This is a genomic window from Pseudomonas sp. GG8 (genome assembly GCF_052976945.1).
Map to the genome: position 1 here is coordinate 267,669 of NZ_JBRIIP010000001.1, position 23,414 is coordinate 291,082.

Genomic DNA, 23,414 nt, shown 5'->3' on the forward strand with positions numbered 1-23,414 from the left:
GTTGTTGTGCGCTGACGGGTAACTCTGCCGCCTGAAAGACGGCAGGTTTTTAGCGGATGACTTGTCAGCGAACACCACCATCAACTCTTCAACCAAAGCAATATGACGGGGCACGTGCAGAGACTCGGTGTGAGTACTTACTTGTGCCGTCCGATCAGTTGCAGGAACTCTTGACGGGTCGTGCTGGACTCACGGAATGCGCCCAGCATGACCGATGTGTTCATCACCGAGTTCTGCTTCTCCACCCCTCGCATCATCATGCACATATGCTTGGCCTCGATCACCACCGCCACACCGGCGGCACGGGTGACCTCTTGAATGGCCTCGGCAATCTGTCGGGTAAGGTTTTCCTGAATCTGCAAACGCCGGGCATACATATCGACGATGCGTGCGATTTTCGAGAGTCCCAGGACCTTGCCGGTGGGAATGTAGGCCACGTGTGCCTTGCCGATGAAAGGCAGCAAATGGTGCTCGCACAGCGAGTAGAGCTCGATGTCCTGGACAATCACCATTTCATCGCTTGAAGAGCTGAAGAGTGCGCCGTTGACCACGCTCTCAAGGCTTTTTCCATAGCCGTTACACAGGTATTGCATGGCCTTGGCTGCACGCTTTGGGGTATCGCGCAAGCCTTCTCTCTCAGGATTTTCGCCAATGCCCGAGAGAATCTCACGGTACTGATTAGGCAGTTGGTCATTCATTGAATGTCGTCCTCGCAGGCTCGGCCTTTGGTAAGGGTCTTTAAATGCCGAAAATTCATGAAGGGGGCTGGACTCGGAGGTATCGGGGCAACAGAGGGATGAAGCTGGGCTTGGCACCGCAGTCATCGGGATGTTCGCTTAAGGTCGATGACAGGAAGAGGGCAGTGGCGCAGTGCTGGGTACCTGACCAGTACGACACGTTGCCAACTGCCCTCCGGATAAAAACTTATACGAAAAATAACTACTTGTACAATTATTTGACGTTAATCTCTCGAAAATAGCGGATAAACTTGTACATGTTGATAATTTTTAGACGGCCGTGTACAACATTTTGCGGTGTGACTGTCACGGTGTACGCCTGTGAATTATTGCCTGACGGCCTGTTGGTACGGATGAGGAGAGCTGTAATGAGGACTAAAGCATTTTGCGGGTCACCCACTCTGCCACTGGCGCTCTATGTCGATGGAGATTGCCCGTTGTGCGCTCGAGAGATTGCCTGGCTACGGCGTCATGCCGATCCGACCCGGTTGATACTGATTGATATCAGCGTGCCTGAGTTCGACGCGGGAGGCCTTGATCGAGATGTAAAAGCGTTGCGCGATCGGCTTCATGCGCGCACTGCCAGCGGCACCTGGCTGACAGGTATTGACGCCACCTTATGGAGCTGGCGCGCAGCAGGCCTTGGACGATGGGCTGCGCCCTTGGCTTGGCCTCTGTTGCGACCGGTACTTTTGATCGGCTACACGTTATTCAGCGTATTGCGGCCACATCTTGCATGGTTACCTCACCCTGAAGGCGCCAGACGCTGCAACTCCACAGGTAAATGCAAAATACCTGATTGAGCCGTATGTCTGCGTTCAGGTCTACGATTACGTTGAGTTTAGCGCCCCGGCGTCGGTGTAGACTGCGAGCAAGAATTAAACCGGTACCAGAGGAGAGCGTCGGGTGAAATTTTGGTCAGTATTAATGCTCTGCCTTTTGCCACTGGGTGCGCAGGCGCTTGAAGTCGGCGAGCAGGTGGCCCCATGGACGCTGCTGGATCAGTTCGATCAGGCCTACACCTTGAATGACCAGGCGCAAACCTTGCTGGTCGCTCGGAGCATGGGCGCCGCCAAGCTGGTGAACGCCGCTTTGCAGGGCAAACCCAAGGGCTACCTGGAAGCGCGCAATACCGTATTCGTTGCCGATATCGAGAAGATGCCCGCGTTGGTCGCCAAGCTGTTCGCGGTGCCGGCCATGCGCGCTTACTCCTACCGGGTCATGCTTGATCGCGATGCCCGGGTCGTGCCGCGTTATGCCGGTGACCCCGACAAAGTGCTGTGGCTGCAACTGCATAACGGGCAGCTGGTCAAAGAACAGCAATTCAGCACGGCCGATGAATTGCGTAAGGCGCTTGATCAACCATGATCAGCGCACAGGTCCTGTCCACGGAAACCATGACTGTTGGCTGGCTGCTTTATCTGCCCGTGCTGTTGTGGGCGGTGTGGCGTTCGCCGTGGGTTGAACTGTTTACCGACAGCCGGCGTCAACACCTGCTGTTCGGGACCGTCTTCGCGTTGTTTCTGCTATGGCTGGTGCGGCGTGATTTTGATACCGGTGTGTCGTACCACTTCATTGGCATGACTGCGGTGACCTTGCTGCTCGATTGGCCGCTGGCAATTGTCGGTGGGCTGGCGGCGCAGCTGGGCTTGTTGGCGCTGGGGCGGCAGGATCTTGCGGCTCTGGGGGTGAACGGCATGCTCCTGGTTGTGCTGCCGGTGCTTGTGACTGAAGCCTGCGCGGTAGTGGTGGAGCGGGCCCAACCGAAAAACCCTTTCGTGTACATCTTTTGCTCGGGCTTTTTTGCCGCGGCATTGTCGGCCTTGCTCTGCCTGCTGCTGGGACTAGGTGTGTTGTGGTGGGACGGCCTGTTCGCCATGCCGGAGTGGCTGGAGGATTTTATCGGCTACCTGTGGTTGATCATTTTCCCCGAGGCGTTTATCAACGGCATAGTGATCAGTGCACTGGTGGTTTTTTGCCCCGAATGGCTCGAAACGTTCAATCGAACCCGTTACCTGCAAGCGCCGTGGAACGATGACGGGCCGCGCAAAGGCGACAGCTGATTGAGGTTATCAGCTGTCGCGTTTGATCAATGGTCGTGTGACGGCAAGTCGCCGGAAAACAGTTCGTCTTCGGCATCCGGGCTGACAGGGATCGTATTTTCTCCGGCAGCCCAGGCGCCCAGGTCGATCAGCTTGCAGCGATCAGAGCAGAAGGGACGAAACGGGCTGACAGCGCCCCATTCCACGGGCGCGCCGCAGGTTGGGCAGTCGATGGTCAAAGGTTTGCTCATGGTTGGCCTCCACGCAAGGTTAAATAAAAGTGATGCAGGCGCTCGACTTCGCTCTTCAGCCACGCGGGATCGCGGTCGTTGATCAGCACATCATCGGCGTGACGCAGGCGCTGCTCGCGGCTGGCTTGAGCCTTGAGAATGGCCTGCACCTGTTCCTCGCTGGTACTGTCGCGCTGCATCGTGCGCTGGATCTGCAACTGCTCCGGGGCATCAATGACCAGCACGCGCTGAGTCATCTTGTACTGACCGGACTCCACCAGCAGCGGGGACACCAGAATCGCATAGGGCGATTCGGCGCGTGCCAGGTAACTGATGATCTCCTGACCTATCAGCGGATGGAGCAACGTTTCCAGCCAGCGGCGCTGCTCGGGGTCCTGAAAGATCAGGCCGCGCAACGCGCTGCGATCCAGTTCACCACTGGCCTGCAGCACCTGAGGGCCGAAATGCTCGACGATCTTCGCCAAGGCTGGACGCCCAGGTTCAACCACCCAGCGTGCGGCATTGTCGGCATCCACTAAATGAACGCCGAGGTCGATAAAGTGCTGCGCCGCAGCGCTTTTGCCGCTACCGATGCCGCCGGTAAGGCCGAGAATCCAGGGTTTGAAAGCAGGGTTGGTCATTTGAAACCGGCAAACTGCATGTAGGAGGCCGTTATTTGACCACCCCAGAGCAAAGCAATCCACCCTGCAATCGCCAGATAGGGCCCAAAGGGGATCGGTGTGCTGGTCTTGGCATTGCGCAGCCGCAGCATAATCAGGCCCAGCACCGCACCCACCAGCGACGACAGGAGAATCGTCAACGGCAGAATCTGCCAGCCCCCCCAGGCGCCGAGCATCGCCAGCAACTTGAAGTCACCGTAACCCATGCCTTCCTTGCCCGTGACCAGCTTGAACAGCCAAAACACCAGCCACAGGCTCATGTACCCGGCCACTGCGCCCCACAAAGCGTCATGCAGGCTGGTGAACAGGCCGAAGGTATTCACGATCAAACCCAGCCACAACAGCGGCAGCACCAGTGCATCAGGCAGTAGTTGGTGATCCGCATCGATCAGACTCATCGCCAACAAACCCCAGCTCAACACCAGCATCGCCGCCGCTGGCCAGCCAAAGCCGAAATGCCAGGCGATAAACCCCGAGAGCACACCGCAGGCCAGCTCAACCAAAGGGTAACGCTTGCTGATCGGCGCCTTGCAGCCAGAGCATTTACCGCGCAGACGCAGATAGCTGATCACTGGCAGGTTTTCCCAGGCACGAATCGTGTGCGCGCACTGCGGGCACTGGGAGTGGGGCAGCATCAGGTTGAACGTTTTGCCGATGGGTTCAGCAGGTAACGCCAATACCTCCCGCGCCTGAATTTTCCACTCGCGTTCGAGCATTTTGGGCAGGCGGTAGATGACGACGTTGAGGAAACTACCGATCAGAAGGCCAAGGATCAGGGTGGATAAAACAAAGGCCAGCGGTGAGCTGGCCAGAAAGTCGAGGAGGGGCATGTTTAGACCACAGAGCCGAGCTTGAAGATGGGAAGGTACATGGCGACGACCAGGCCGCCAACGACGACGCCGAGGACAACCATGATGAAGGGCTCCATCAGGCTGGTCAGGTTATCGACCATGTTGTCGACTTCGTCTTCGTAATAAGTAGCGACCTTGTCGAGCATGTTGTCCAGGGAACCGGACTCTTCGCCGATAGCCGCCATCTGAATCGCCAAGGAGGGGAAAACACCCGTGCTGCGCATGGAAAAATTCAGTTGCATGCCAGTGGATACATCTTGCTTGACCTTGTTGACCGCATTTTTGAATACAACATTGCCTGTCGCGCCTGCGACTGACTCCAGCGCTTCGACCAAAGGCACGCCAGCGGCAAACGTAGTGGACAGTGTGCGAGCGTATCGGGCGACCGATGACTTATAAATAAGAGGCCCAATGATCGGTAATTTCAATAGGCCTCTGTCCAGTCCGTCGCGAAACCGCTGCGAATGTTTAAGTGCATATTTGAAGCCGAATATGATTGCGACAACAGCGGCAATGACGATCCACCACCAGTCCTGCAGTATCTGGGACAGGCCTATCACCATCAGAGTGAACGCCGGTAATTCTGCACCGAAGCCGGTAAAAATCATTTGAAACTGCGGCACTACTTTGATCAGCAGAATTGCCGACACCATCAAGGCTACGACCAATACCGCGATGGGGTAGGTCATGGCTTTTTTAATTTTGGCTTTCAGCGCTTCGGTTTTTTCTTTATAGGTCGCAACCCTTTCCAATAAAGTTTCCAGCGCGCCCGCTTGCTCGCCTGCGTCCACCAGACTGCAGTAAAGATCGTCGAAATATTGTGGCTTTTTACGCAACGCCGAGGCAAAACTGTTACCCGCAGCGACCTCCTGTTTCACCTCATTCACCAGCTTTCGCATATTGGGGTTGTCAAACCCTTCACCGATGATGTCGAAAGACTGCAGCAGCGGAACGCCGGCTTTCATCATGGTCGCCATTTGCCGGGTAAACAGGGCAATATCCAGCGGTGTTATTTTTTTGCCACCACTAAAAATAGAGGTGGATTTCTTGCGTATTTTGCCTGGGGTAATGCCTTGTTTACGTAGCTGAGCCTTGATCAGGGCAGGGTTATGCCCACTTAATTCGCCCGTCAGTTTTGCACCTTTCTTGTCCGTGCCTTCCCAGGAGTAAACACTGACTTTGACTGCTGCTGTTGCCATGTTTAGTCCTTGGTGACGCGGTTGATTTCTTCAAGGCTGGTGACACCCTGCATCGCTTTCATCAAGCCCGAAGTGCGCAGGTCATTAAAACCATCTTTACGCATCTGGATGCCGATATCGATGGCGTTGCCTTCCTCCATGATGATCCGTGCCAGAGCTGGAGTATTTTTCACCACTTCGTAAATCCCGATACGGCCTTTGTAACCGCCATTGCAGTGCTCGCAACCGACCGGCGCATAAATCTTGAAGCTGCCGATGCGGTCTGCGGGAAAGCCTTCCTTGATCAGGGTTTCACGCGGAATATCGATTTCTTTTTTGCAATAGTTGCAGAGCTTACGGGCCAGACGCTGAGCGATGATCAAGTTGATCGCGGTCGCGACGTTGAATGCTGCTACACCCATGTGATGCAGGCGGGTCAGGGTTTCCGCCGCGCTGTTGGTGTGCAGGGTGGACATGACCATGTGCCCGGTCTGCGAAGCCTTGATCGCAATTTCAGCCGTCTCCAGGTCGCGGATCTCGCCGACCATGATCACGTCCGGGTCCTGACGCAGAAACGCGCGCAGCGCTTGGGCGAAATCCATTCCTTGTTTTGGGTTGACGTTGACCTGGTTTATGCCTTCCAGGTTGATTTCTACCGGGTCTTCCGCGGTTGAAATGTTGATGTCGACGGTATTGAGAATGTTCAGGCCAGTGTACAGCGAAACGGTTTTACCCGAGCCTGTGGGGCCGGTGACCAGAATCATCCCTTGCGGCTGTTTCAGTGCCTCCAGGTACAGTGCTTTTTGCTCGGGCTCATAGCCTAGGGCATCAATGCCCATTTGTGCGCTGGACGAGTCGAGAATCCGCATCACAACCTTTTCACCCCACAAGGTCGGCAGGGTGTTGACTCGAAAATCGATCGATTTGGTTTTTGAGATGCGCAGCTTGATCCGGCCATCCTGTGGCCTGCGCCGCTCGGAAATATCCAGCCCGGCCATCACCTTCAAGCGCGCCGCGATTCGACTGGCCAAGTGGATTGGTGGTTTGGCGACTTCATGCAGAATACCGTCGGTGCGCAACCTGACCCGGTAAGATTTTTCGTAGGGCTCGAAGTGCAAGTCTGATGAGCCCAGTTTGATGGCGTCCAGCAGCATTTTATTGACGAAGCGCACCACTGGCGCGTCGTCGGAATCTTGACCTGCAATGGCATCCTGTTTTTTATCGTCAGCGAGCCCGACGTCCAATCCTTCGAGATCGACATCTGCCAGATCGCCCATTCCTGAGGACTGGCTGTCAAAAAACTTGTCGATAGCGTCGGTGAGCTTGTTGTCTTCCACCAGAATGGCTTCGGTGGTCAGCCCGGTATTGAACTGAATATCGGTGATGGCCTGGTGGTTAGTGGGGTCTGATATCCCGATGAACAATTTATTGCCGCGACGCCACAACGGCAACACATTGTGCTGACGAATCAGCTTTTCGCTGACCAGGCCTTTGGGCAGGCTGTCTTTGTCCAGGCTGCTCAGGTCCAGGAACGGCACCCCAAATTGCTCGGAAGCGATCTCGGCCAGCACCAGGCTTTTCACCAGCTTGTTTTGCACCAGGTAGCTGACCAGCGAAACCTTGTCGCGTTGGGCTTGTTGATAAGCCTGTTGCGCAGCTTTTTCGTTGAGCAGGTTGGTCAGCACTAATTGCTTGGCCAGCCCGGTAAGAACAACATCAGTCATAAAACCACCAGACACAGACAGTGGGAGGTTTATAGCGCAGTCGGGCGGCCATGCCAAATAACGGGAAGGAAAGTGACGAAAATTGTCAAACTGAGCTCTTTTAGGGTGGGCGCTGGCTAGGGGGATTAGGCCATAGGTTGTGCAGGCCATTAGGAAGGTCTTGGCACGCGCTGTGCTTTTAGCTAGAAAGGGCAACACTTAATTGACGCTTGGAGACGTACTCATGCAATCACAAAAAGGCTTTACGCTTATCGAGTTGATGATCGTTGTCGCGATCATCGGGATTTTAGCTGCTGTGGCGCTACCGGCTTACAGTACCTATACGCTCAAGGCGAAAGCGGCAGAAGCGACTAGCATATCCTCTCCGGCCCAGACTGCCCTGGCATTGGCGTTCAACGAAAGCTCTTTGATTAACGGATCTACAAACGCAACTCTGGGATTGCCTGCCGCCGCGACTATCACAAGCAAATATGTAACATCGGTAACTGCTGCAGGCACTTCGGCGCTTGGTGGCACTGTCACAGTAGTCATGCAGGGCACGGGTTCTGCTGATATAGATACAAAAACTATTATCTATACCATGACATGTGTAGCTAGTGCGCAGTGCACTTGGGGTATCGGTGGGACGGTCGACGCCAAATATCTTCCGAAGCTCTAATGTCAGTTTTTGACTAGGTACTAGGTATACGTTCTGCTGTTATGCGAAAGTAAACGCATCAACAAAGACAGCTTTAGCGGTTTCTGTTGGTGCGCGCTCAGTATTATGGTGTACGACAGTCAACGACTTCTCCGGAACAAAAAGCAATACTAGCCTCATCCATCCGCCGAAATAGCTCAGTCCGGTAGAGCAGCGCACTCGTAACGCGAAGGTCGTAGGTTCGATTCCTATTTTCGGCACCAGCGTCAGAAAAAGCCCGATCACTGATCGGGCTTTTTCATGCCTGGCGAAACGTCAGAGGCTCAAGCGCATCGACAGGTCCACGGCTTTTACGTCTTTGGTCAGCGCCCCAATGGAGATGTAGTCGACGCCGGTTTCGGCAATCGGCAGCAGGGTGGTGTCGTTGATGCCGCCGCTGGCTTCGAGTTTGGCGCGGCCGGCGGTGAGGCGGACGGCTTCGCGCATGTCGTCCAGGCTCAGTTCGTCGAGCATGATGATGTCAGCGCCGGCAGCGAGGGCCTGGTTGAGTTCGTCGAGGCTTTCGACTTCGACTTCCACCGGCTTGCCGGGGGCGATTTTACGGGCTGCGCTGACGGCTTGGGCAATTCCGCCGCAGGCCGCGATATGGTTTTCCTTGATCAGGAAAGCATCGAACAGGCCAATGCGGTGGTTATGGCAGCCGCCGCAGGTGACGGCGTACTTTTGCGCCAGGCGCAGGCCCGGCAGGGTTTTACGGGTGTCCAGCAGCTTCACCTGGGTGTCGGCGACTTTGTCCGCGTAGAACTGTGCGCACGTCGCAACGCCCGACAGCATTTGTAGAAAGTTCAGCGCGCTGCGTTCGCCGGTGAGCAATGAACGCGCGGGGCCTTCGAGGTGGAACAACGCTTGGTTGGGCTTGACCCGATCACCATCGGTGACCTGCCAGTGCACGGCAACGCGAGGGTCCAGCTGACGAAAAACCGCATCCACCCACGCAGAGCCACTGATCACCGCCGCGTCGCGAGTGATGATAGTGGCTTTGGCGAGGCGTTCTGCAGGGATCAATTGGGCGGTGATATCGCCACTGCCAACGTCCTCAAGCAACGCACGGCGCACGTTGGCTTCGATTTCGGCAGTCAGGTGGGCGAGGCGTAGATTTGGCATAGCGGGCTCCACTTTCTAAGTGGCTGGAGTATAAGGCACCCCACCGCCGCAACCCACCCCGTGACACGCCCCTTGTCTAAAGCCTTGGCGTGCAGTTGGTCGGTTTTATCGACGGCGGTGCGATAGATGGCGTTTTTGAAGGTCTACCCAGCGCAGGTCATTTTATGCGGGGCGAAGAGTTCACTGGCGCAACAGACATCTTTTGCAAGATACTCCGCCTTGCAATTGACGTCATGACTTTGACGAAAATCGAATTTAAAGGAAATCGCTTTACGGACGGGGCTTACACGTCTTGTCTGTAGAGGGGTTTTGACTGTATTCAAGAGGAAGCTTGCATGCAAAACGACGGAAAAGTGGTGCCGTTGAATAAGGTGACCCCTGAGCAAACGGCGAGTTCGTCGCTGGCCAGGTTGCCCGTCGTACTCTTGCAAGTCCGTGATAAAGCCGCACAGCAACTCAAAGACGCGCTGCAAACCTTGTTCGATAACGCTGACGACACGTTGTTCGAAATGGCGGATCGAGCGCACAACAACGCAGAACAGAATATTTTCTTCGAGGCCATGCGCGACCTGCGCCTCAAGCGCAAAAGCATTGAACGCGGTTTTCTCGACAAGTTTTTTGAGGCCTTCCTGCGTCTGGGGCAATACGAGGTGAACGAACCGGTCGTTGCGCCGCCCGTGTCCTTCGACAAGCTGGCATTGGTGCACAACGACGATCTGGAAAGGACGGTGGCCGTGGAGGCGATGGTCTCCAAAGTGCTGAGCCGCGATGGCTTTGCCTTGGGCCAGTTGACCACGCGTTTGAACACCCTCATCCCCAAGCGTTTGAGCGACGAAACCAACCCCATGGGGCCGACCTTGTTGTGCGATTTCTTTTTGCAGGCAGGGCGCAGCCTTGGCGTGGAAATCAAGGTCAAACTGATCATCTTCAAGCTGTTTGAAAAGTACGTGCTGGCCGATGCTGATCAGCTGTACGCCGAAGCCAACCAGTTGTTGATCGACAACGGCATTCTTCCTGAACTCAAAGCCGCGCCTGTGCGTCGTGCCGCTGATCGTTCGGCACCCAGCGGACGTTTGTCTCAGGGCGCTGAAGAGGACGTTTCGGCACGCGTCAGTCAGAAATTCGAGCAGGACGTGCAAGAGGTGTTTGCGGCATTGCAGGAGTTACTCTTGCTCGTGCGTGGCCGCGTCACACCCCCGAATGAAGCCAGCACCGAAACCAAGCCGATTTCCAGTCAAGACCTGTTGCGCCTGTTGTCGCATCTGCAGCAGTACGTGCCGACCCCGGAAGCGCAGGATGATTTCGATCTGCGCAATCAGCTGGATCAGTTGTTGGCCCGGGTCAGTATGAGAAGTGGCAAGTTTCGCGTGGTGGCCTTGGTCGATGAGGACGTGATCAACCTGATCGCGATGCTCTTCGAGTTCATCCTTGATGACCGCAATTTGCCGGATTCGCTCAAGGTTTTGATTGGGCGGCTACAAATCCCGATGCTCAAGGTCGCGGTACTCGACAAAAGTTTTTTCAGCCGCGGCACCCATCCGGCGCGGCGGCTGCTCAACGAAATCGCTTCAGCCGCGCTGGGCTGGGGCGGGCGTGACGATAATCTGCGCGACAGCCTGTACCTGCGTGTCGAACACATCGTGCAACGGCTGCTGAATGACTTCGTTGATGACCCGGCGATTTTTTCGGAATTGCTCGCGGACTTTCTGACGTTCACCAACGATGAACGTCGGCGCAGTGAATTATTGGAACAGCGTACTCGCGATGCTGAAGAGGGTCGCGCCAGGGCCGAGTTGGCTCGCCAGCGCGTGCAGCAGGAACTGAACCAGCGTCTGCTGGGCAAGACATTGCCTGAGGCGGTGGTGCGCCTGCTGGAGGAAGCCTGGAGCAAGGTGCTGTTGTTGACCTGCCTGAAGCACGGTGAACAGTCAACGGAGTGGAGTGCGGGCCTGGCTGCCATGGACGATCTGATCTGGAGCGTCGAGCTGCATTCGGAAGCCGATGCTCGCCAGCGATTACTGGATCTGGTCCCCGGTTTACTCAAGTCGTTACGTGATGGTCTGACCAGTGCCGCGTTTGATCCGTTTGCCACCGGCGAGTTTTTCAGTCAACTGGAAGCCTTGCATGTGCAGGCCTTTCACCACTTCGCACGTCAGCAGGACCATCAAGAAGACAACCTGGCAGCCTCTGAGCCAGCGTCTGAAATGGTTCAGGTGGTTGAGGAAATCGTCCTGATTGCCGCCGGTGAACAACCGGTAGGCGAGCCCTTGGTTCGCTTGGCGGATGACGATGTCGCCCTGCTTCAGGTCGACACACTGCGGGTGGGCTGCTGGGTGGAAATGCAAGAAGATGACGATCAGGCAATGCGTTGCAAGCTGGCGACCATCATTGAGCCCACGGGCCGTTATATTTTCGTTAACCGCAGAGGCATGAAAGTCCTGGAAAAGACCCGCATGGGCTTGGCTGTGGAGTTTCGTCGTGGCGCCATCCGCCTGCTGGACGATGCGTTGCTGTTTGATCGAGCGCTGGAATCGGTAATCAGCAATCTGCGTCGGCTCAAGCGCGATTAACCTGCCTGCCTGACACAGGCCCACTGTGCAGGCAGTGGCAGCAAATTCATGGGTGAAAGTATTTTCAGACACTGAATATTGCTGCCCCACTTCCCCTTATCGAGGGCATACTTGTGCTCATCGATTCGTCTGTTCAGGGAACCTTTCATGCAGCTGGACTCCGCAAGCGGTTGGTGCCACGGCGCGCATCACTGCCCGTCGCCCAATTTCAATGCGCGACCCGACGCTGACATTTCTCTGCTGGTGATCCACAACATCAGTTTGCCGCCCGCTCAGTTCAAGACCGGTAAAGTCCAGGCCTTCTTTCAGAATCAACTGGATGTCACAGAACACCCCTATTTTGCAGGTATTGCTGATTTACGCGTGTCGGCGCATTTTTTGATCGAGCGAGACGGGGTGGTCACTCAGTTTGTCTCCTGTCTGGACCGCGCCTGGCATGCCGGTGTGTCCAGCTTTGAAGGGCGTGAGACGTGCAATGATTTTTCTATCGGGATCGAGCTGGAGGGCACCGATGATGTGCCGTTTACCGACGCCCAGTATGCTGCGCTGATCGAGTTGACCCGGCAGTTGCAGGCGACGTTTTTGGGTATCACCACGCAGCGAATCTGCGGCCATAGCGATATTGCCCCGGGGCGCAAGACCGATCCGGGCCCCTGTTTCGACTGGGCGCGTTATCGAGCTGCTTTGCAGGATTGAAGTGAGGGACGGGTAATGAGTTTTCTGGTGTTGCTGCTGGCAGTCTGGATAGAGAAGTTTTCGGCCCTGCGCCAGCGCGTTCAGCGTGACGGTGTGTGGCTGCGGGAGTTGGCCAAAATGGAAGCCGGCCCAGGCATGAGCACTCGGCCTTGGCTGATCCTGGCGTTGATGGTGCTATTGCCGGTGTTGCTGCTGGGGCTGGTGTTGATTGTGCTGCAGTCGGTGGCGTATGGCTGGCTGGCGTTTCCGGTGCACCTGCTGGTGTTGATTTACAGCTTGGGGCGTGGCGATCTGTTGGCCGCATTGGGGCCCTTTCGCGATGCCTGGCGCAGAGGCGACGAGCAGGCTGGCAGCCATGTAGCGGAGCGTGACATGAGGGTGGTCGCCGATAACAGCGAGCAACTGCTCGAAGGCGTTCAGAGTTATTTGCTGTGGCAGGCCTATCAAAGCTTCTTTGCGGTGATCTTCTGGTATTTCCTGCTTGGCCCGGCTGCGGCCCTGAGTTATCGGCTGTTGGCTCTGGCCGCTGAACATGGGAAAACCCCGGCACTGGTCGAGCGCGCCGGGCAGTTGCGGCATGCTTTCGATTGGGTGCCGGTGCGTTTGTTGGCCGCCAGTTTTGCGTTGGTCGGCAACTTTGTCGCCGTCACCCGAGTGATGCTGCATGAGCTGCTCAACTGGAACATCAGTGCTGCCCAGTTGGTCACGAAAATCGGTCGGGTTGCGGGCGAAATACCCGCGCCGGTGGTGGGCGCCGACGGCGTCGCCAGCCTTGATGCGCTCTGGGAACTGCTGCTGCGTTCAGCGGTAGTCTGGTATGCAGGCTTTGCCTTGTGGACGTTGCTGGTCTGATCAACGACCGCCGACATTCCCTGTAAACGATTACCCCCGTCTTCGACGCCGCCTGCCCGCGGCGTCTGTCGCGTTTACCTTTAGTTACAAAACCACCAGTCGATATCAGGTATACAGGTTCTATCGCTAAATAGTGGCTTTGCGCTATTTGGATGATTCGCGGCACCCAATAAAAATAAAAGAAAAGGGAGACTTCTTGTGAAGAGCCTTTTGTACCCGGCTATCGCGTTGATGAACCGTCTGAGCTTTGCGATGAAGTTCACCCTCATCAGCATCCTGTTTTTCCTGCCCATGCTCGTCACCAACTTTTATCTGGTGCGTGATGCGTATCACGAGCTGGTCGGTACCCGCACCGAGCTGGAAAGCCTTGAGCTGCTGGGCACTAGTCTGTCCCTGCGCCGGGACCTGGAAACCCTGACCGATCTGGTCGAGATCAACGCCATTCTTGGCCAGTCCGTGCAAGCCGCGGAACTCGAGGCGCAGATCAGCGCCCTTGAAACCACACTGCTCAACACCCTGCAGAGCCTGACGCCGCTGACGACAGACGTCGCTCAGGTCGCGGCTTTCAACACCAAACGGGACGAATTGATCGCCGACTTCAAGGCGCAACGGGGAGAATCTTCGTTGCAAAACAAAAGTGCCTTGATGGAGAAACTGCGGAACAAGGCTCAGACCTTCAGTAAAGTCATTGCCAGCCAGGCCGGACTCGGCCAGGACGACAGCAGCGATGTGCGGCAACTGATCGAACTGGTCACCAGTGTGACCCCGATGGTTACGCAGATGATTGGCGATGGTCGCGCCATGGGCTCGTATTCGTTGGGCCAGGGCGTGCTTAACTCATCGGCCAGCACCCGCTTCGATGAGCTGTTGCAGAATCTGGAAAAACTTCAGGCCGATTACGGTTTGAAACTGCAAGATGCCATGGACGCCAGCCCGGCCGTGCGCAGGGCACTTGAGGCGTTAGCCAAAGCCAGCCTGGGAACACTCAAGCAAAGCAGTGAGCTGTTCGAAGAACAGGTGGTTTCGGCCGACACGCTGGATATGCCGTGGCAGAAATTTTATCAGCGCACCACCGGGCTGATGGCGCAAACCTATCAACTGAATGATGCAACCCTGGTGTTTCTCAACCAGGAACTGCAAGGGCGACTGGTGCAGAACCGCTCGCACATGATGTTGCTGGTGACGGCACTGGCGGTGGTCTTTTTCCTGATCTTTTACCTGTACGGCGGCTTCTATGCGTCGACCCGGACGACGTTGAAACGATTGGGCGCTGTGATGGACAAAGTTGCGGCGGGCGACATGACCGCCAGTTTCAAGGCTGACAGCCGCGACGAGTTGGGTGAGCTGGGCATGGTGTTTAATGGCACCGTGATGAAAATTCATGACTTGATCGAGCGGGTGGGCCAAACCGTTGTCGAGGTCGAACGTCAGGCCAGTCAGGTCGAGTCTGTATCGGCAGTCAGTAATCAGGCGGTGGCGGGGCAGCGCAGCCAGATCGAGCAGGTTGCCACCGCGATGAATCAGATGTCGGCGACCGCGCTGGAAGTGGCGCGCAGTGCGGCAGCGGCAGTGAGCAGTGCACACAGTGTCAATCAGGAAACCGTGAGTGGTCGTGGCTTGGTCGAATCACAGCAGGGCAGCATCGCCCGGCTCGCCAGTGAGATTGATCAGTCGGTACTGGTGATCAATCAGTTGGCCAGCGACAGCGCATCGATCAGTCGTGTGCTGGACGTGATCAAAAGCATCGCAGAACAAACCAACCTGCTGGCGCTCAACGCGGCCATCGAGGCTGCGCGTGCGGGTGAGCAAGGCCGAGGGTTTGCGGTGGTCGCCGATGAGGTGCGCACCCTCGCCAAGCGCACGCAACAGTCCACCGAAGAAATTGAACAAATGATCGCCAGGTTGCAAGGTGGCGTTGGCGCGGCCGTCAAGGCCATGGGCGTCAGTCATGAGGTGGCCAACGGCACGGTGGGCCAATCGGAAAAGGTCCAGCGGGCGCTGGAAAATATCCTTGGCGCAGTGGGCATGATCGTCGATCAGAACCAGCAGATTGCGACTGCCGTTGAGCAGCAGACAGCGGTCGCCCACGATATTGATCGAAACATCGTCGAGATCAACCGTGCTGGCGAGCGTACGGCGGAGGGGGCGAATCAGACTGAACACGCCAGCCGTCAACTGTCTGCGCAGGTGGTGGAGTTGAAGCAGCTGATTAGCGCGTTTCGGGTCTGAGGGTATTCAGCCAGCAATGGGAGTCGCCACTGACTCCCAGTTGAACAATTCGCATGCATTACGGGTGCTGGCATCGGCCAGATCGTCGGCGCGCACGCCCATCAAGTCTGCGACCACCCGGCAAATATCGGGCAGGTGCTCCGGGCTGTTACGTTGGTTCGGGTACATCGACGGGGGCATGTCCGGCGCGTCGGTTTCCAGCACCACACTGTCCAGCGGCAGGTCGGCGATGACCCTGTGCATGCGCAGTGCTTGCGGCCAGGTCGCGGCACCGCCCAGGCCAAGCTTGAACCCCAGCTTGATGTATTCCCGGGCTTCTTCCCGACTGCCGGCAAAGGCGTGGATGATCCCGCTGCGTTGCAGTGTGTAGCGTTTGAGCGTGGCAATCACCTGTGCATGGCTGCGCCGCACATGCAGCAGGACGGGCAGTTTGAAGTCGTCTGCGAGTTGCAGTTGCGCCTCGAAAAGCACTTGCTGACGTTCGCGGTCCAGGGCTTCCAGGTAATAATCCAGGCCGATTTCACCGACTGCACAGACTTGCCTATGGCCCTTCAGCCGTGTCAGCCAGTCGCCTAGCTCCGTCAAATGCTCCGGACGATGCTCATCGAGGAACACAGGATGCAGGCCGAACGCGGCGTACAGTCCCGCATCGCTTTGCACCAGATCCCACACGCGCTGCCAGTTGCGCTGATACACGCCCAGCACCACCAACCGTTGCACACCCATGGCCCGACAATTGGTCAGGACTGTCTGACGATCTGCGTCGAAATCCGGGAAGTCCAGGTGGGTGTGGGTGTCGATCAGCGCCATGCTCAGGCCTCGCGAATCCGCTGCTTGAAGGTCCGCGCGATGGCGTGGACGCCAGGTTGGTAGTCATCCTTCTCGATGGCCGCCAGCGCCAGGGCCAGTGCTTTCTCTGCGATCAGGTGATGCTGCTGGGCCATGGCGTTGACCGGCAGGGGTAAAAAATCCAGCAACTGCGTGTCGCCGAACGTGCCCAGGTGCAAGTGTGCAGGGTTGAGCGCGTGGCTTTGCAGCAGGTCGAAAACACCCTGCAACAGCACGTATGAAGTGGTGACCAACGCATCGGGTAAATGCCCGAGCCGTTCGAGCAAATCGCCGGCCAGACGCCGACCGCAGGCACGGCTGAAGGCCTCGCCCTGTTCGAGTATCACTGCGCCCTCGAAACCTTCGAGCGCGTGTTGAAAGCCGGAGGCGCGAGCGCGGCTGATACTGAGCTCAGGGCGCGCACCGATCAGCGCAATGTGTCGTGGCAGCGGCTTGAGCAGGCTGCGGGTAAGTTGCAGGCTGGCTTCATGGTCGTCACTGACCACTGAGCAAAAGCGCGTGGCGTCCATTTCCCGGTCGATGGCGATGATCGGCAATCCGGCTTTCTGTAGCTCGCCGTAGCTGTCATCGCTGTCTGGCAGGCAGCTGGCGACGAACAGGGCATCGCAGCGTCGGGCGCGAAACAGCTGTAACAATTGCAATTCACTGACAGGCGCATCATCGGAGCTGGCGATCAGCAGTTGATAGCCGTGGGCGCGGGCGCCTTGCTCTAACGCTTTGGCGATGCAGGCGTAGCTGGGGTTTTCCAGGTCAGGCAGGATAAAACCGAGGGTGCGGGTGTGGCGGCTGCGCAAACCGGCGGCCTGCGGATTGGGGCGGAAGTCATGCTCCTCGACCACCTTGCGCACGCGCTCGACCGTAGCGCTGCTGATGCGCTGCTGTTCGGCCTTGCCGTTGATCACATAGCTGGCGGTCGTAACGGACACACCGGCCAGACGGGCAATATCAGTGAGTTTCAAGCCGAGAATTCCTTTCGTTGTTTGTGTGCGCGCCGATCTGTGTGGAAATTCTATGTTGCCTGGTGAATGTTCTGCGTCAATCACTCCTCATGAAGCTCCCTGCTTTTTCGTGGGGCTTTGAAAAAACTTCCGCCTGCCATCTGACGGTTGGACTTCAACGGCAGCAGATTATCGAGTAACGTGCCGGACTTGATAGATTAAACGATTCAGCAAGGCAAATTTTCTGCCGTAATCTACAACACGGGACTGTCAGACAGTTATCCCTTCATCGCCTAAGCTGTCGTTCAATTCAACCCGTTCTTGTTCATCGGTTCCTAAAACAAGAAGCAAGCGCCCAACGGCGCTACAAAGGAGAAAGGCATGCTCGAACTCACCGTAGAGCAAATATCCATGGCCCAGACGGCTGTGGATAAGTCCGCCGCATTGCACCTGCTTGCCGATAAGCTGGCTGCCGATGGACTGGTCGCCGAGGGCTACCTTGAGGGTTTACAGGGCCGTGAAGCACAAGGCTCGACTTTTCTGGGCCAGGGCATCGCCATTCCCCACGGTACTCCCGAAACCCGTGACCTGGTCTTCGCCACAGGCGTGCGCTTGCTGCAGTTCCCCGAGGGCGTGGACTGGGGCGATGGGCAGATGGTTTATCTGGCCATAGGTATAGCTGCGAAATCCGACGAGCATCTGCGTTTACTGCAATTGCTCACGCGTGCATTGGGCGAAACCGATCTGGGCGAAGCGTTGCGTCGGGCGAAGAGCCCCGAGGCGTTGCTGAAATTACTTCAGGGTGCGCCGCAGGAGTTGGCGCTCGATGCGCAGATGATCAGCCTTGGCGTGTCGGCGGATGACTTTGAAGAGCTGGTATGGCGTGGCGCGCGGCTGTTGCGCAAGGCCGATTGCGTCAGTAATGGCTTCGCGGCCGTACTGCAACAGGTTGAAGCGCTGCCTCTAGGCGATGGTTTGTGGTGGCTGCACAGCGAGCAGACGGTCAAGCGTCCAGGGTTGGCGTTTGTCACGCCACATAAACCGATTCGCTTTCTGGGTCAGCCACTCAATGGCTTGTTCTGTCTCGCCAGCCTGGGCGAGGCCCATCAGGCATTGCTTGAGCGTCTATGTGCGCTGCTGATCGAAGGCCGTGGCCACGAGTTGGGCCACGCCACCAGCAGCCGTGCGGTGCTCGCGGTATTGGGGGGGGAACTGCCACAGGATTGGCCGAGTGAGCGTATTGCACTGGCTAACGCCCATGGCTTGCATGCACGCCCGGCGAAAAACCTCGCGCAATTGGCTAAAGGTTTTGAAGGCGAGATTCGGGTGCGCATCGTCGACAGTAGTGAAGCCGCCGTCTCGGTCAAGAGCCTGAGCAAGCTGCTCAGCCTGGGTGCGCGCCGCGGCCAGGTGCTGGAGTTTATTGCTGAACCGAGCATCGCCGCCGATGCCTTGCCCGCGATACTCGCCGCTGTGCGAGAAGGTCTGGGCGAAGACGTCGAGGCGTTGCCACAGGAAGCCCTGGCCGTTGAAGTTGATGTTGTAATCACCACCGTATCTGAGGCTGAGGCATGGGGCCCGAGTCTGGTTGCACCGGCCGAGGGCAGCCTGATTCAGGCCATCGCAGCGGCCCCCGGTATCGCCATGGGGCCGGCGCACATTCAGGTGCCACAGACCTTCGATTATCCGCTACGCGGAGAGTCCTTCTCTGTCGAACGTGAGCGTTTGCAGCAGGCGCTGGGCGAGATTCGCCAGGATCTTGAAAGGCTGATCCAGCACAGTCAGGCGCAAGCCATTCGTGAGATTTTCACTACCCACCAGGAAATGCTCGATGACCCGGGCCTGACCGATGAAGTCGGCAGTCGCCTGAAACAGGGCGAAAGTGCGGAAGCGGCCTGGATTGGTGTGATTGACACCGCCGCACGGCAACAGGAGCTGTTGCAGGACGCCCTGCTGGCCGAGCGCGCCGCGGACCTGCGTGACATCGGGCGTCGGGTGCTGGCTCAGTTGTGTGGTGTCGAGACCCTGGTCGAGCCTGAACAGCCCTACATTCTGGTGATGGAGGAAGTGGGCCCGTCGGACGTGGCGCGCCTGGATCCGGCACGAGTGGCGGGTATTCTGACAGCCCGGGGCGGCGCGACGGCGCACAGTGCGATTGTCGCCCGTGCCTTGGGCATTCCGGCGCTGGTGGGGGCGGGTGATGCGGTGCTGCTGATCGCTCCGGGCACGTTGCTGCTGCTGGATGGTCAGCGGGGACGTCTGAGTGTCGCACCGGATTCGGCGGCCTTGCAGCGTGCCACGCAAGAACGTGATACCCGCGACCAACGTTTGCAGGCTGCGGCGGCGTTGCGTCTGGAGCCTGCGTTGACCCGGGACGGGCATGCCGTCGACGTGTTCGCCAATATCGGCGACAGCGCGAGCACGGCCATTGCGGTCGAGCAGGGTGCCGAGGGCATTGGCTTGTTGCGCACCGAACTGATTTTCATGGCCCACACCCAGGCGCCGGACGAAGCGACCCAAGAAGCCGAATACCGCCGTGTGCTTGATGCGCTCGCCGGGCGGCCTTTGGTTGTCCGGACTCTGGATGTGGGTGGCGACAAGCCCCTGCCGTACTGGCCGATCGATAAAGAGGAGAACCCTTTCCTCGGTGTGCGCGGGATTCGTCTGACCTTGCAACGCCCCCACATCATGGAAAGCCAGCTGCGCGCCTTGTTGCGCGCAGCAGACAATCGCCCGCTGCGAATCATGTTTCCCATGGTTGGCACCGTCGAAGAATGGCGCCAGGCGCGTGAAATGACGTTGCGTTTGCGCGAAGAGATCCCGGTCGCGGATTTGCAGTTGGGCATCATGATCGAGGTACCGTCGGCGGCACTCTTGGCCCCGGTGCTGGCCCGTGAGGTGGACTTCTTCAGCGTGGGCACCAATGACCTGACCCAATACACCCTGGCCATCGACCGGGGTCATCCGACGTTGTCCGGGCAGGCCGATGGTTTGCACCCGGCCGTCTTGCAATTGATCGACATCACCGTGCGTGCCGCCCACGCCCATGGCAAATGGGTGGGGGTGTGTGGCGAGTTGGCGGCGGACCCGTTGGCGGTGCCGATCCTGGTCGGCCTGGGCGTGGATGAGCTGAGTGTTGGCGCGCGCAGCATTGGCGAGGTCAAGGCCTGCGTGCGCGAGTTGAACCTGCGTACGACGCAGCAGTTGGCGCAGCAGGCGCTGACCCTGGGGACTGCTGGCGAAGTGCGCACAATGGTGGAAGCCATGTTCATGGAGGTCATGTAATGGCGAAAATTCTGACCCTGACCCTGAACCCGGCGCTGGACCTGACTGTGCAGTTGGATCAGTTGCAGGTCGGCCAGGTCAATCGCAGCAACGCCATGCTCAGCCATGCGGCAGGCAAGGGCCTGAATGTTGCGCAAGTGCTGGCTGACCTCGGGCATGACCTGACGGTGGCGGGCTTTCTTGGTGTCGATAACCAGCAGGCGTTCGAATCGCTGTTTGCGCATCGACAGTTCACCGACGAGTTCATTCGCGTGGCCGGGGAAACCCGCAGCAACATCAAACTGGCGGAAAGCAGTGGACGCATTACCGATCTGAATGGTCCAGGTCCGTTCGTCAGCGAAGACGCGCAGCAGGCGCTGATGGCCCGTCTTGAACAGATCGCTCCCGACTTCGATGTGGTGGTGGTCGCGGGCAGTTTGCCGCGTGGCGTCAGTCCTGAATGGTTGCACGCGCTGCTACTGCGCCTGAAAGCACTGGGCTTGAAAGTGGCGCTGGATACCAGTGGCGAGGCATTGCGGGTTGGATTGTCGGCGGGCCCGTGGCTGATCAAACCCAATACCGAAGAGCTGGCCGACGCTCTGGATGCGCCGATCATTTCCATCGCGGCACAGGCTGAGGTGGCGAGCCGCTTGCGGGCACAGGGCGTCGAACATGTGGTGATTTCCCAAGGGTCGGAGGGTGTGCACTGGTTCAGTACCGGTGTGGCCCTGCAAGCCTTGCCGCCCAAGGTGGTGGTTGCCAGCACCGTGGGTGCCGGTGATTCGCTGTTGGCCGGGATGGTTCACGGGTTGCTCGGCGGCCATCCGCCGCAACAGATTTTGCGCACGGCCACCGCCATTGCGGCGATGGCGGTGACACAGATTGGCTTTGGCATCAGCGATGTCGCACACCTGAAGCTGCTTGAAAAAGGCGTCAGCGTGCGCGCCCTGACAGAACAATAAGAGGGATTGTGATGAAGTTAGCCATTGTTACGGCCTGCCCGAACGGCCAGGTCAGCAGCGTGCTAAGCGCCCGGTTGCTGGACGCGGCAGCGCAGCGTCAGGGTTGGAGCACCAACGTTGAAATCCATGATCCGCACACGCCCGGCAATCGTTTATCGCCCGAGGCCGTAGCGGCGGCGGATTGGGTATTGGTCGTCAATACCGGTCCGCTGGACCTGAGCCGGTTTGTCGGCAAGCGTCTGTTTCAGACGTCACCGGCCCAAGCGTTGCAGGATGTCGAAAGCTTTTTGCGCATGGCAGCCGAGCAGGCGACGGTCTATGTCGCCCCGCAAACGGCGCCACTGCAAACGGTCGCAAGTACTGGCGCAAAGCCAAAGCTGGTCGCGGTCACTGCTTGCCCGACCGGGGTTGCCCATACCTTTATGGCCGCCGAAGCCATCCAGCAAGCGGCCAAGCGCCTCGGCTACGACCTGCAGGTCGAAACCCAGGGCTCGGTCGGCGCGCGTAACCCGCTCAGTGCCCAAGCCATTGCCGACGCCGATGTGGTGTTGCTTGCCGCAGACATCGAGGTCAACACCGAGCGTTTCGCCGGTAAGCGCATTTATCGTTGCGGCACCGGCATTGCCCTCAAACAGGCTGAGGCCACGCTGAAAAAAGCTTTGGCTGACGGGCAGGTCGAGTCTTCGGCTGCCGCCGGTCAAGTCGCCCCGAGACAAGAGAAAAGTGGGGTCTATAAGCACCTGCTGACGGGCGTGTCGTTCATGCTGCCGATGGTGGTGGCGGGGGGCTTGTTGATTGCGCTGTCGTTCGTTTTCGGCATCACCGCGTTCAAGGAACAGGGCACCCTGGCTGCCGCGCTGATGCAGATCGGTGGAGACGCTGCGTTCAAACTGATGGTGCCGTTGCTCGCCGGTTACATCGCCTATTCCATCGCCGACCGTCCGGGCCTGGCGCCGGGGATGATCGGCGGGTTGCTCGCCAGCACCCTGGGCGCCGGTTTTATTGGCGGGATCATCGCCGGCTTCCTGGCCGGTTACAGCGCATGGGCGATCAATCGTTATGCGCGATTGCCCGCCAGTGTCGAGGCGCTCAAGCCGATTTTGATCATCCCGCTGCTGTCGAGTCTGTTCACCGGGCTGGTGATGATCTACGTGGTCGGCAAGCCGGTGGCGGGCATGCTCGAGGCGTTGACGCATTTCCTCGACAGCATGGGCACGACCAACGCGATCCTGCTCGGTGTGTTGCTTGGCGCGATGATGTGCGTCGACCTGGGCGGGCCGATCAACAAGGCGTCTTACGCATTCTCGGTCGGGCTGTTGGCGTCGCAGAGTTATGCCCCGATGGCCGCCGCGATGGCAGCGGGCATGGTGCCGCCGATTGGCATGGGGATCGCCAGCTTTATCGCGCGGCACAAGTTTGCACAGAGTGAACGCGAGGCCGGTAAAGCTGCGCTGGTGTTGGGGTTGTGCTTCATCTCCGAAGGCGCGATTCCTTTTGCGGCCAAGGACCCGTTGCGGGTGATTCCCGCGAGTGTCGCTGGCGGCGCGTTGACCGGTGCTTTGTCGATGTTTTTCGGCTGCAAACTGATGGCGCCTCACGGCGGCCTGTTCGTCATGCTGATCCCCAACGCGATCAACCATGCGCTGTTGTATTTAGTCGCCATCGTCGCAGGGAGTTTACTGACGGGGGTAGCGTATGCGGTTTTGAAGCGGCCGGAAGGGGTGGAAATGGAAGGGGTGCCGGTGGTCTGACGGACCGAGCCTCCTATCAAAAAACCTATAACAAATTGATTGATAAGTAATTTTTAAAAA

Annotated in this window: 20 protein-coding genes and 1 tRNA gene; 12 read left to right on the top strand and 9 right to left on the bottom strand. The window is 58.0% G+C overall.

Features of this window, described 5'->3' with window-relative positions:
• Window positions 1–137 precede the first annotated feature (137 nt).
• Entirely contained in the window at window positions 138–698 is a 561-nt protein-coding gene (gene folE, locus ACVBEG_RS01370; RefSeq protein WP_322181968.1) for a GTP cyclohydrolase I FolE, read from the bottom strand.
• Window positions 699–1,105: 407 nt separating this feature from the next.
• Here folE and ACVBEG_RS01375 point away from each other — a divergent pair, with 407 nt between their 5' ends.
• From ACVBEG_RS01375 to ACVBEG_RS01385, 3 genes are all read left to right on the top strand, one after another.
• Entirely contained in the window at window positions 1,106–1,540 is a 435-nt protein-coding gene (locus ACVBEG_RS01375) for a thiol-disulfide oxidoreductase DCC family protein (RefSeq protein WP_330201052.1), read from the top strand.
• Window positions 1,541–1,643: 103 nt separating this feature from the next.
• Window positions 1,644–2,105: a hypothetical protein gene (locus tag ACVBEG_RS01380; RefSeq protein WP_322181964.1), complete on the top strand. Its 462-nt coding sequence runs from the start codon at window positions 1,644–1,646 to the stop codon at window positions 2,103–2,105.
• Window positions 2,102–2,800: an energy-coupling factor ABC transporter permease gene (locus tag ACVBEG_RS01385; RefSeq protein WP_322181961.1), complete on the top strand. Its 699-nt coding sequence runs from the start codon at window positions 2,102–2,104 to the stop codon at window positions 2,798–2,800. The genes ACVBEG_RS01380 and ACVBEG_RS01385 overlap by 4 nt, the downstream gene beginning before the upstream one ends.
• 26 nt (window positions 2,801–2,826) lie before the next feature.
• On the opposite strand, the gene yacG is transcribed toward ACVBEG_RS01385, so the two are convergent.
• Genes yacG through pilB form a run of 5 tightly spaced genes read right to left on the bottom strand, consistent with a single transcriptional unit; the run spans window position 2,827 to window position 7,442 of the window.
• The gene (gene yacG, locus ACVBEG_RS01390) at window positions 2,827–3,030 is read right to left on the bottom strand and encodes a DNA gyrase inhibitor YacG (RefSeq protein WP_322181958.1); all 204 of its coding nucleotides are present in this window, start codon (window positions 3,028–3,030) and stop codon (window positions 2,827–2,829) included.
• Window positions 3,027–3,650, bottom strand: coding sequence for a dephospho-CoA kinase (gene coaE, locus ACVBEG_RS01395; protein ID WP_322181956.1), 624 nt, complete (start codon window positions 3,648–3,650; stop codon window positions 3,027–3,029). Before coaE ends, yacG begins: the two co-directional genes overlap by 4 nt.
• A complete protein-coding gene (locus ACVBEG_RS01400) occupies window positions 3,647–4,519 on the bottom strand; it encodes a prepilin peptidase (protein WP_447107291.1) in 873 nt (290 codons plus the stop codon). The genes coaE and ACVBEG_RS01400 overlap by 4 nt, the downstream gene beginning before the upstream one ends.
• 2 nt (window positions 4,520–4,521) lie before the next feature.
• Window positions 4,522–5,739, bottom strand: coding sequence for a type II secretion system F family protein (locus ACVBEG_RS01405; RefSeq protein WP_330201050.1), 1,218 nt, complete (start codon window positions 5,737–5,739; stop codon window positions 4,522–4,524).
• A 2-nt stretch (window positions 5,740–5,741) separates the two neighbouring features.
• The gene (pilB, locus tag ACVBEG_RS01410) at window positions 5,742–7,442 is read right to left on the bottom strand and encodes a type IV-A pilus assembly ATPase PilB (protein ID WP_330201049.1); all 1,701 of its coding nucleotides are present in this window, start codon (window positions 7,440–7,442) and stop codon (window positions 5,742–5,744) included.
• 223 nt (window positions 7,443–7,665) lie between these two features.
• On the opposite strand from pilB, the gene ACVBEG_RS01415 reads away from it, so the two are divergent.
• Together ACVBEG_RS01415 and ACVBEG_RS01420 are read left to right on the top strand one after the other, a co-directional pair.
• Window positions 7,666–8,100: a pilin gene (locus ACVBEG_RS01415; protein ID WP_330201048.1), complete on the top strand. Its 435-nt coding sequence runs from the start codon at window positions 7,666–7,668 to the stop codon at window positions 8,098–8,100.
• A gap of 165 nt (window positions 8,101–8,265) precedes the next feature.
• Window positions 8,266–8,342 (top strand) — tRNA-Thr (locus ACVBEG_RS01420).
• A gap of 52 nt (window positions 8,343–8,394) precedes the next feature.
• Here the strand turns inward: ACVBEG_RS01420 and nadC are convergent.
• The gene (gene nadC / locus ACVBEG_RS01425) at window positions 8,395–9,243 is read right to left on the bottom strand and encodes a carboxylating nicotinate-nucleotide diphosphorylase (protein WP_322181946.1); all 849 of its coding nucleotides are present in this window, start codon (window positions 9,241–9,243) and stop codon (window positions 8,395–8,397) included.
• A 335-nt stretch (window positions 9,244–9,578) separates the two neighbouring features.
• Between nadC and ACVBEG_RS01430 the strand changes: the two genes are divergently transcribed.
• The 4 genes from ACVBEG_RS01430 to ACVBEG_RS01445 all read left to right on the top strand — a co-directional run bounded on the left by ACVBEG_RS01430 (window position 9,579) and on the right by ACVBEG_RS01445 (window position 15,590).
• Window positions 9,579–11,813 (top strand): DUF1631 domain-containing protein, encoded by a 2,235-nt coding sequence (locus ACVBEG_RS01430; RefSeq protein WP_322181944.1) that lies wholly within the window; start codon window positions 9,579–9,581, stop codon window positions 11,811–11,813.
• A 147-nt stretch (window positions 11,814–11,960) separates the two neighbouring features.
• Window positions 11,961–12,509 carry a 1,6-anhydro-N-acetylmuramyl-L-alanine amidase AmpD gene (gene ampD / locus ACVBEG_RS01435; protein ID WP_322181941.1) on the top strand — a complete coding sequence of 183 codons (549 nt, stop codon included), beginning with the start codon at window positions 11,961–11,963 and terminating at the stop codon, window positions 12,507–12,509.
• Window positions 12,510–12,524: 15 nt separating this feature from the next.
• On the top strand, window positions 12,525–13,361 hold the full coding sequence (ampE, locus tag ACVBEG_RS01440) for a regulatory signaling modulator protein AmpE (RefSeq protein WP_322181939.1): 837 nt from the start codon (window positions 12,525–12,527) through the stop codon (window positions 13,359–13,361).
• A gap of 1,524 nt (window positions 13,362–14,885) precedes the next feature.
• Window positions 14,886–15,590, top strand: a complete 705-nt coding sequence (locus ACVBEG_RS01445) for a methyl-accepting chemotaxis protein (RefSeq protein ID WP_407074638.1) — start codon at window positions 14,886–14,888, stop codon at window positions 15,588–15,590.
• A 6-nt stretch (window positions 15,591–15,596) separates the two neighbouring features.
• Here ACVBEG_RS01445 and ACVBEG_RS01450 read toward each other — a convergent pair whose 3' ends face one another.
• Both ACVBEG_RS01450 and cra read right to left on the bottom strand, forming a co-directional pair.
• Entirely contained in the window at window positions 15,597–16,406 is an 810-nt protein-coding gene (locus ACVBEG_RS01450; RefSeq protein ID WP_447108439.1) for a TatD family hydrolase, read from the bottom strand.
• Window positions 16,403–17,398, bottom strand: a complete 996-nt coding sequence (gene cra / locus ACVBEG_RS01455) for a catabolite repressor/activator (protein ID WP_330201046.1) — start codon at window positions 17,396–17,398, stop codon at window positions 16,403–16,405. The genes ACVBEG_RS01450 and cra overlap by 4 nt, the downstream gene beginning before the upstream one ends.
• 360 nt (window positions 17,399–17,758) lie before the next feature.
• Here cra and ptsP point away from each other — a divergent pair, with 360 nt between their 5' ends.
• From ptsP to ACVBEG_RS01470, 3 genes are read left to right on the top strand one after another with little or no spacing between them, the layout of a single operon-like run.
• Window positions 17,759–20,662 (top strand): phosphoenolpyruvate--protein phosphotransferase, encoded by a 2,904-nt coding sequence (gene ptsP, locus ACVBEG_RS01460; protein WP_447107292.1) that lies wholly within the window; start codon window positions 17,759–17,761, stop codon window positions 20,660–20,662.
• The gene (pfkB, locus tag ACVBEG_RS01465) at window positions 20,662–21,603 is read left to right on the top strand and encodes a 1-phosphofructokinase (protein ID WP_322217999.1); all 942 of its coding nucleotides are present in this window, start codon (window positions 20,662–20,664) and stop codon (window positions 21,601–21,603) included. The genes ptsP and pfkB overlap by 1 nt, the downstream gene beginning before the upstream one ends.
• 11 nt (window positions 21,604–21,614) lie before the next feature.
• Entirely contained in the window at window positions 21,615–23,354 is a 1,740-nt protein-coding gene (locus ACVBEG_RS01470) for a PTS fructose-like transporter subunit IIB (protein ID WP_323566285.1), read from the top strand.
• The last annotated feature ends 60 nt before the right edge of the window (window positions 23,355–23,414 follow it).

Excerpts from the sequence above, each read along its gene's own strand:
- ampE (WP_322181939.1), top strand. The coding sequence starts at position 12,525 with ATGAGTTTTCTGGTGTTGCTGCTGGCAGTCTGGATAGAGAAGTTTTCG.
- ampD (WP_322181941.1), top strand. The coding sequence starts at position 11,961 with ATGCAGCTGGACTCCGCAAGCGGTTGGTGCCACGGCGCGCATCACTGC.
- ACVBEG_RS01445 (WP_407074638.1), top strand. The coding sequence starts at position 14,886 with ATGTCGGCGACCGCGCTGGAAGTGGCGCGCAGTGCGGCAGCGGCAGTG.
- ACVBEG_RS01405 (WP_330201050.1), bottom strand. The coding sequence starts at position 5,739 with ATGGCAACAGCAGCAGTCAAAGTCAGTGTTTACTCCTGGGAAGGCACG.
- ACVBEG_RS01375 (WP_330201052.1), top strand. The coding sequence starts at position 1,106 with ATGAGGACTAAAGCATTTTGCGGGTCACCCACTCTGCCACTGGCGCTC.
- ACVBEG_RS01415 (WP_330201048.1), top strand. The coding sequence starts at position 7,666 with ATGCAATCACAAAAAGGCTTTACGCTTATCGAGTTGATGATCGTTGTC.
- ACVBEG_RS01430 (WP_322181944.1), top strand. The coding sequence starts at position 9,579 with ATGCAAAACGACGGAAAAGTGGTGCCGTTGAATAAGGTGACCCCTGAG.
- nadC (WP_322181946.1), bottom strand. The coding sequence starts at position 9,243 with ATGCCAAATCTACGCCTCGCCCACCTGACTGCCGAAATCGAAGCCAAC.
- pilB (WP_330201049.1), bottom strand. The coding sequence starts at position 7,442 with ATGACTGATGTTGTTCTTACCGGGCTGGCCAAGCAATTAGTGCTGACC.
- folE (WP_322181968.1), bottom strand. The coding sequence starts at position 698 with ATGAATGACCAACTGCCTAATCAGTACCGTGAGATTCTCTCGGGCATT.
- pfkB (WP_322217999.1), top strand. The coding sequence starts at position 20,662 with ATGGCGAAAATTCTGACCCTGACCCTGAACCCGGCGCTGGACCTGACT.
- ptsP (WP_447107292.1), top strand. The coding sequence starts at position 17,759 with ATGCTCGAACTCACCGTAGAGCAAATATCCATGGCCCAGACGGCTGTG.
- ACVBEG_RS01470 (WP_323566285.1), top strand. The coding sequence starts at position 21,615 with ATGAAGTTAGCCATTGTTACGGCCTGCCCGAACGGCCAGGTCAGCAGC.
- ACVBEG_RS01385 (WP_322181961.1), top strand. The coding sequence starts at position 2,102 with ATGATCAGCGCACAGGTCCTGTCCACGGAAACCATGACTGTTGGCTGG.
- yacG (WP_322181958.1), bottom strand. The coding sequence starts at position 3,030 with ATGAGCAAACCTTTGACCATCGACTGCCCAACCTGCGGCGCGCCCGTG.
- coaE (WP_322181956.1), bottom strand. The coding sequence starts at position 3,650 with ATGACCAACCCTGCTTTCAAACCCTGGATTCTCGGCCTTACCGGCGGC.
- ACVBEG_RS01400 (WP_447107291.1), bottom strand. The coding sequence starts at position 4,519 with ATGCCCCTCCTCGACTTTCTGGCCAGCTCACCGCTGGCCTTTGTTTTA.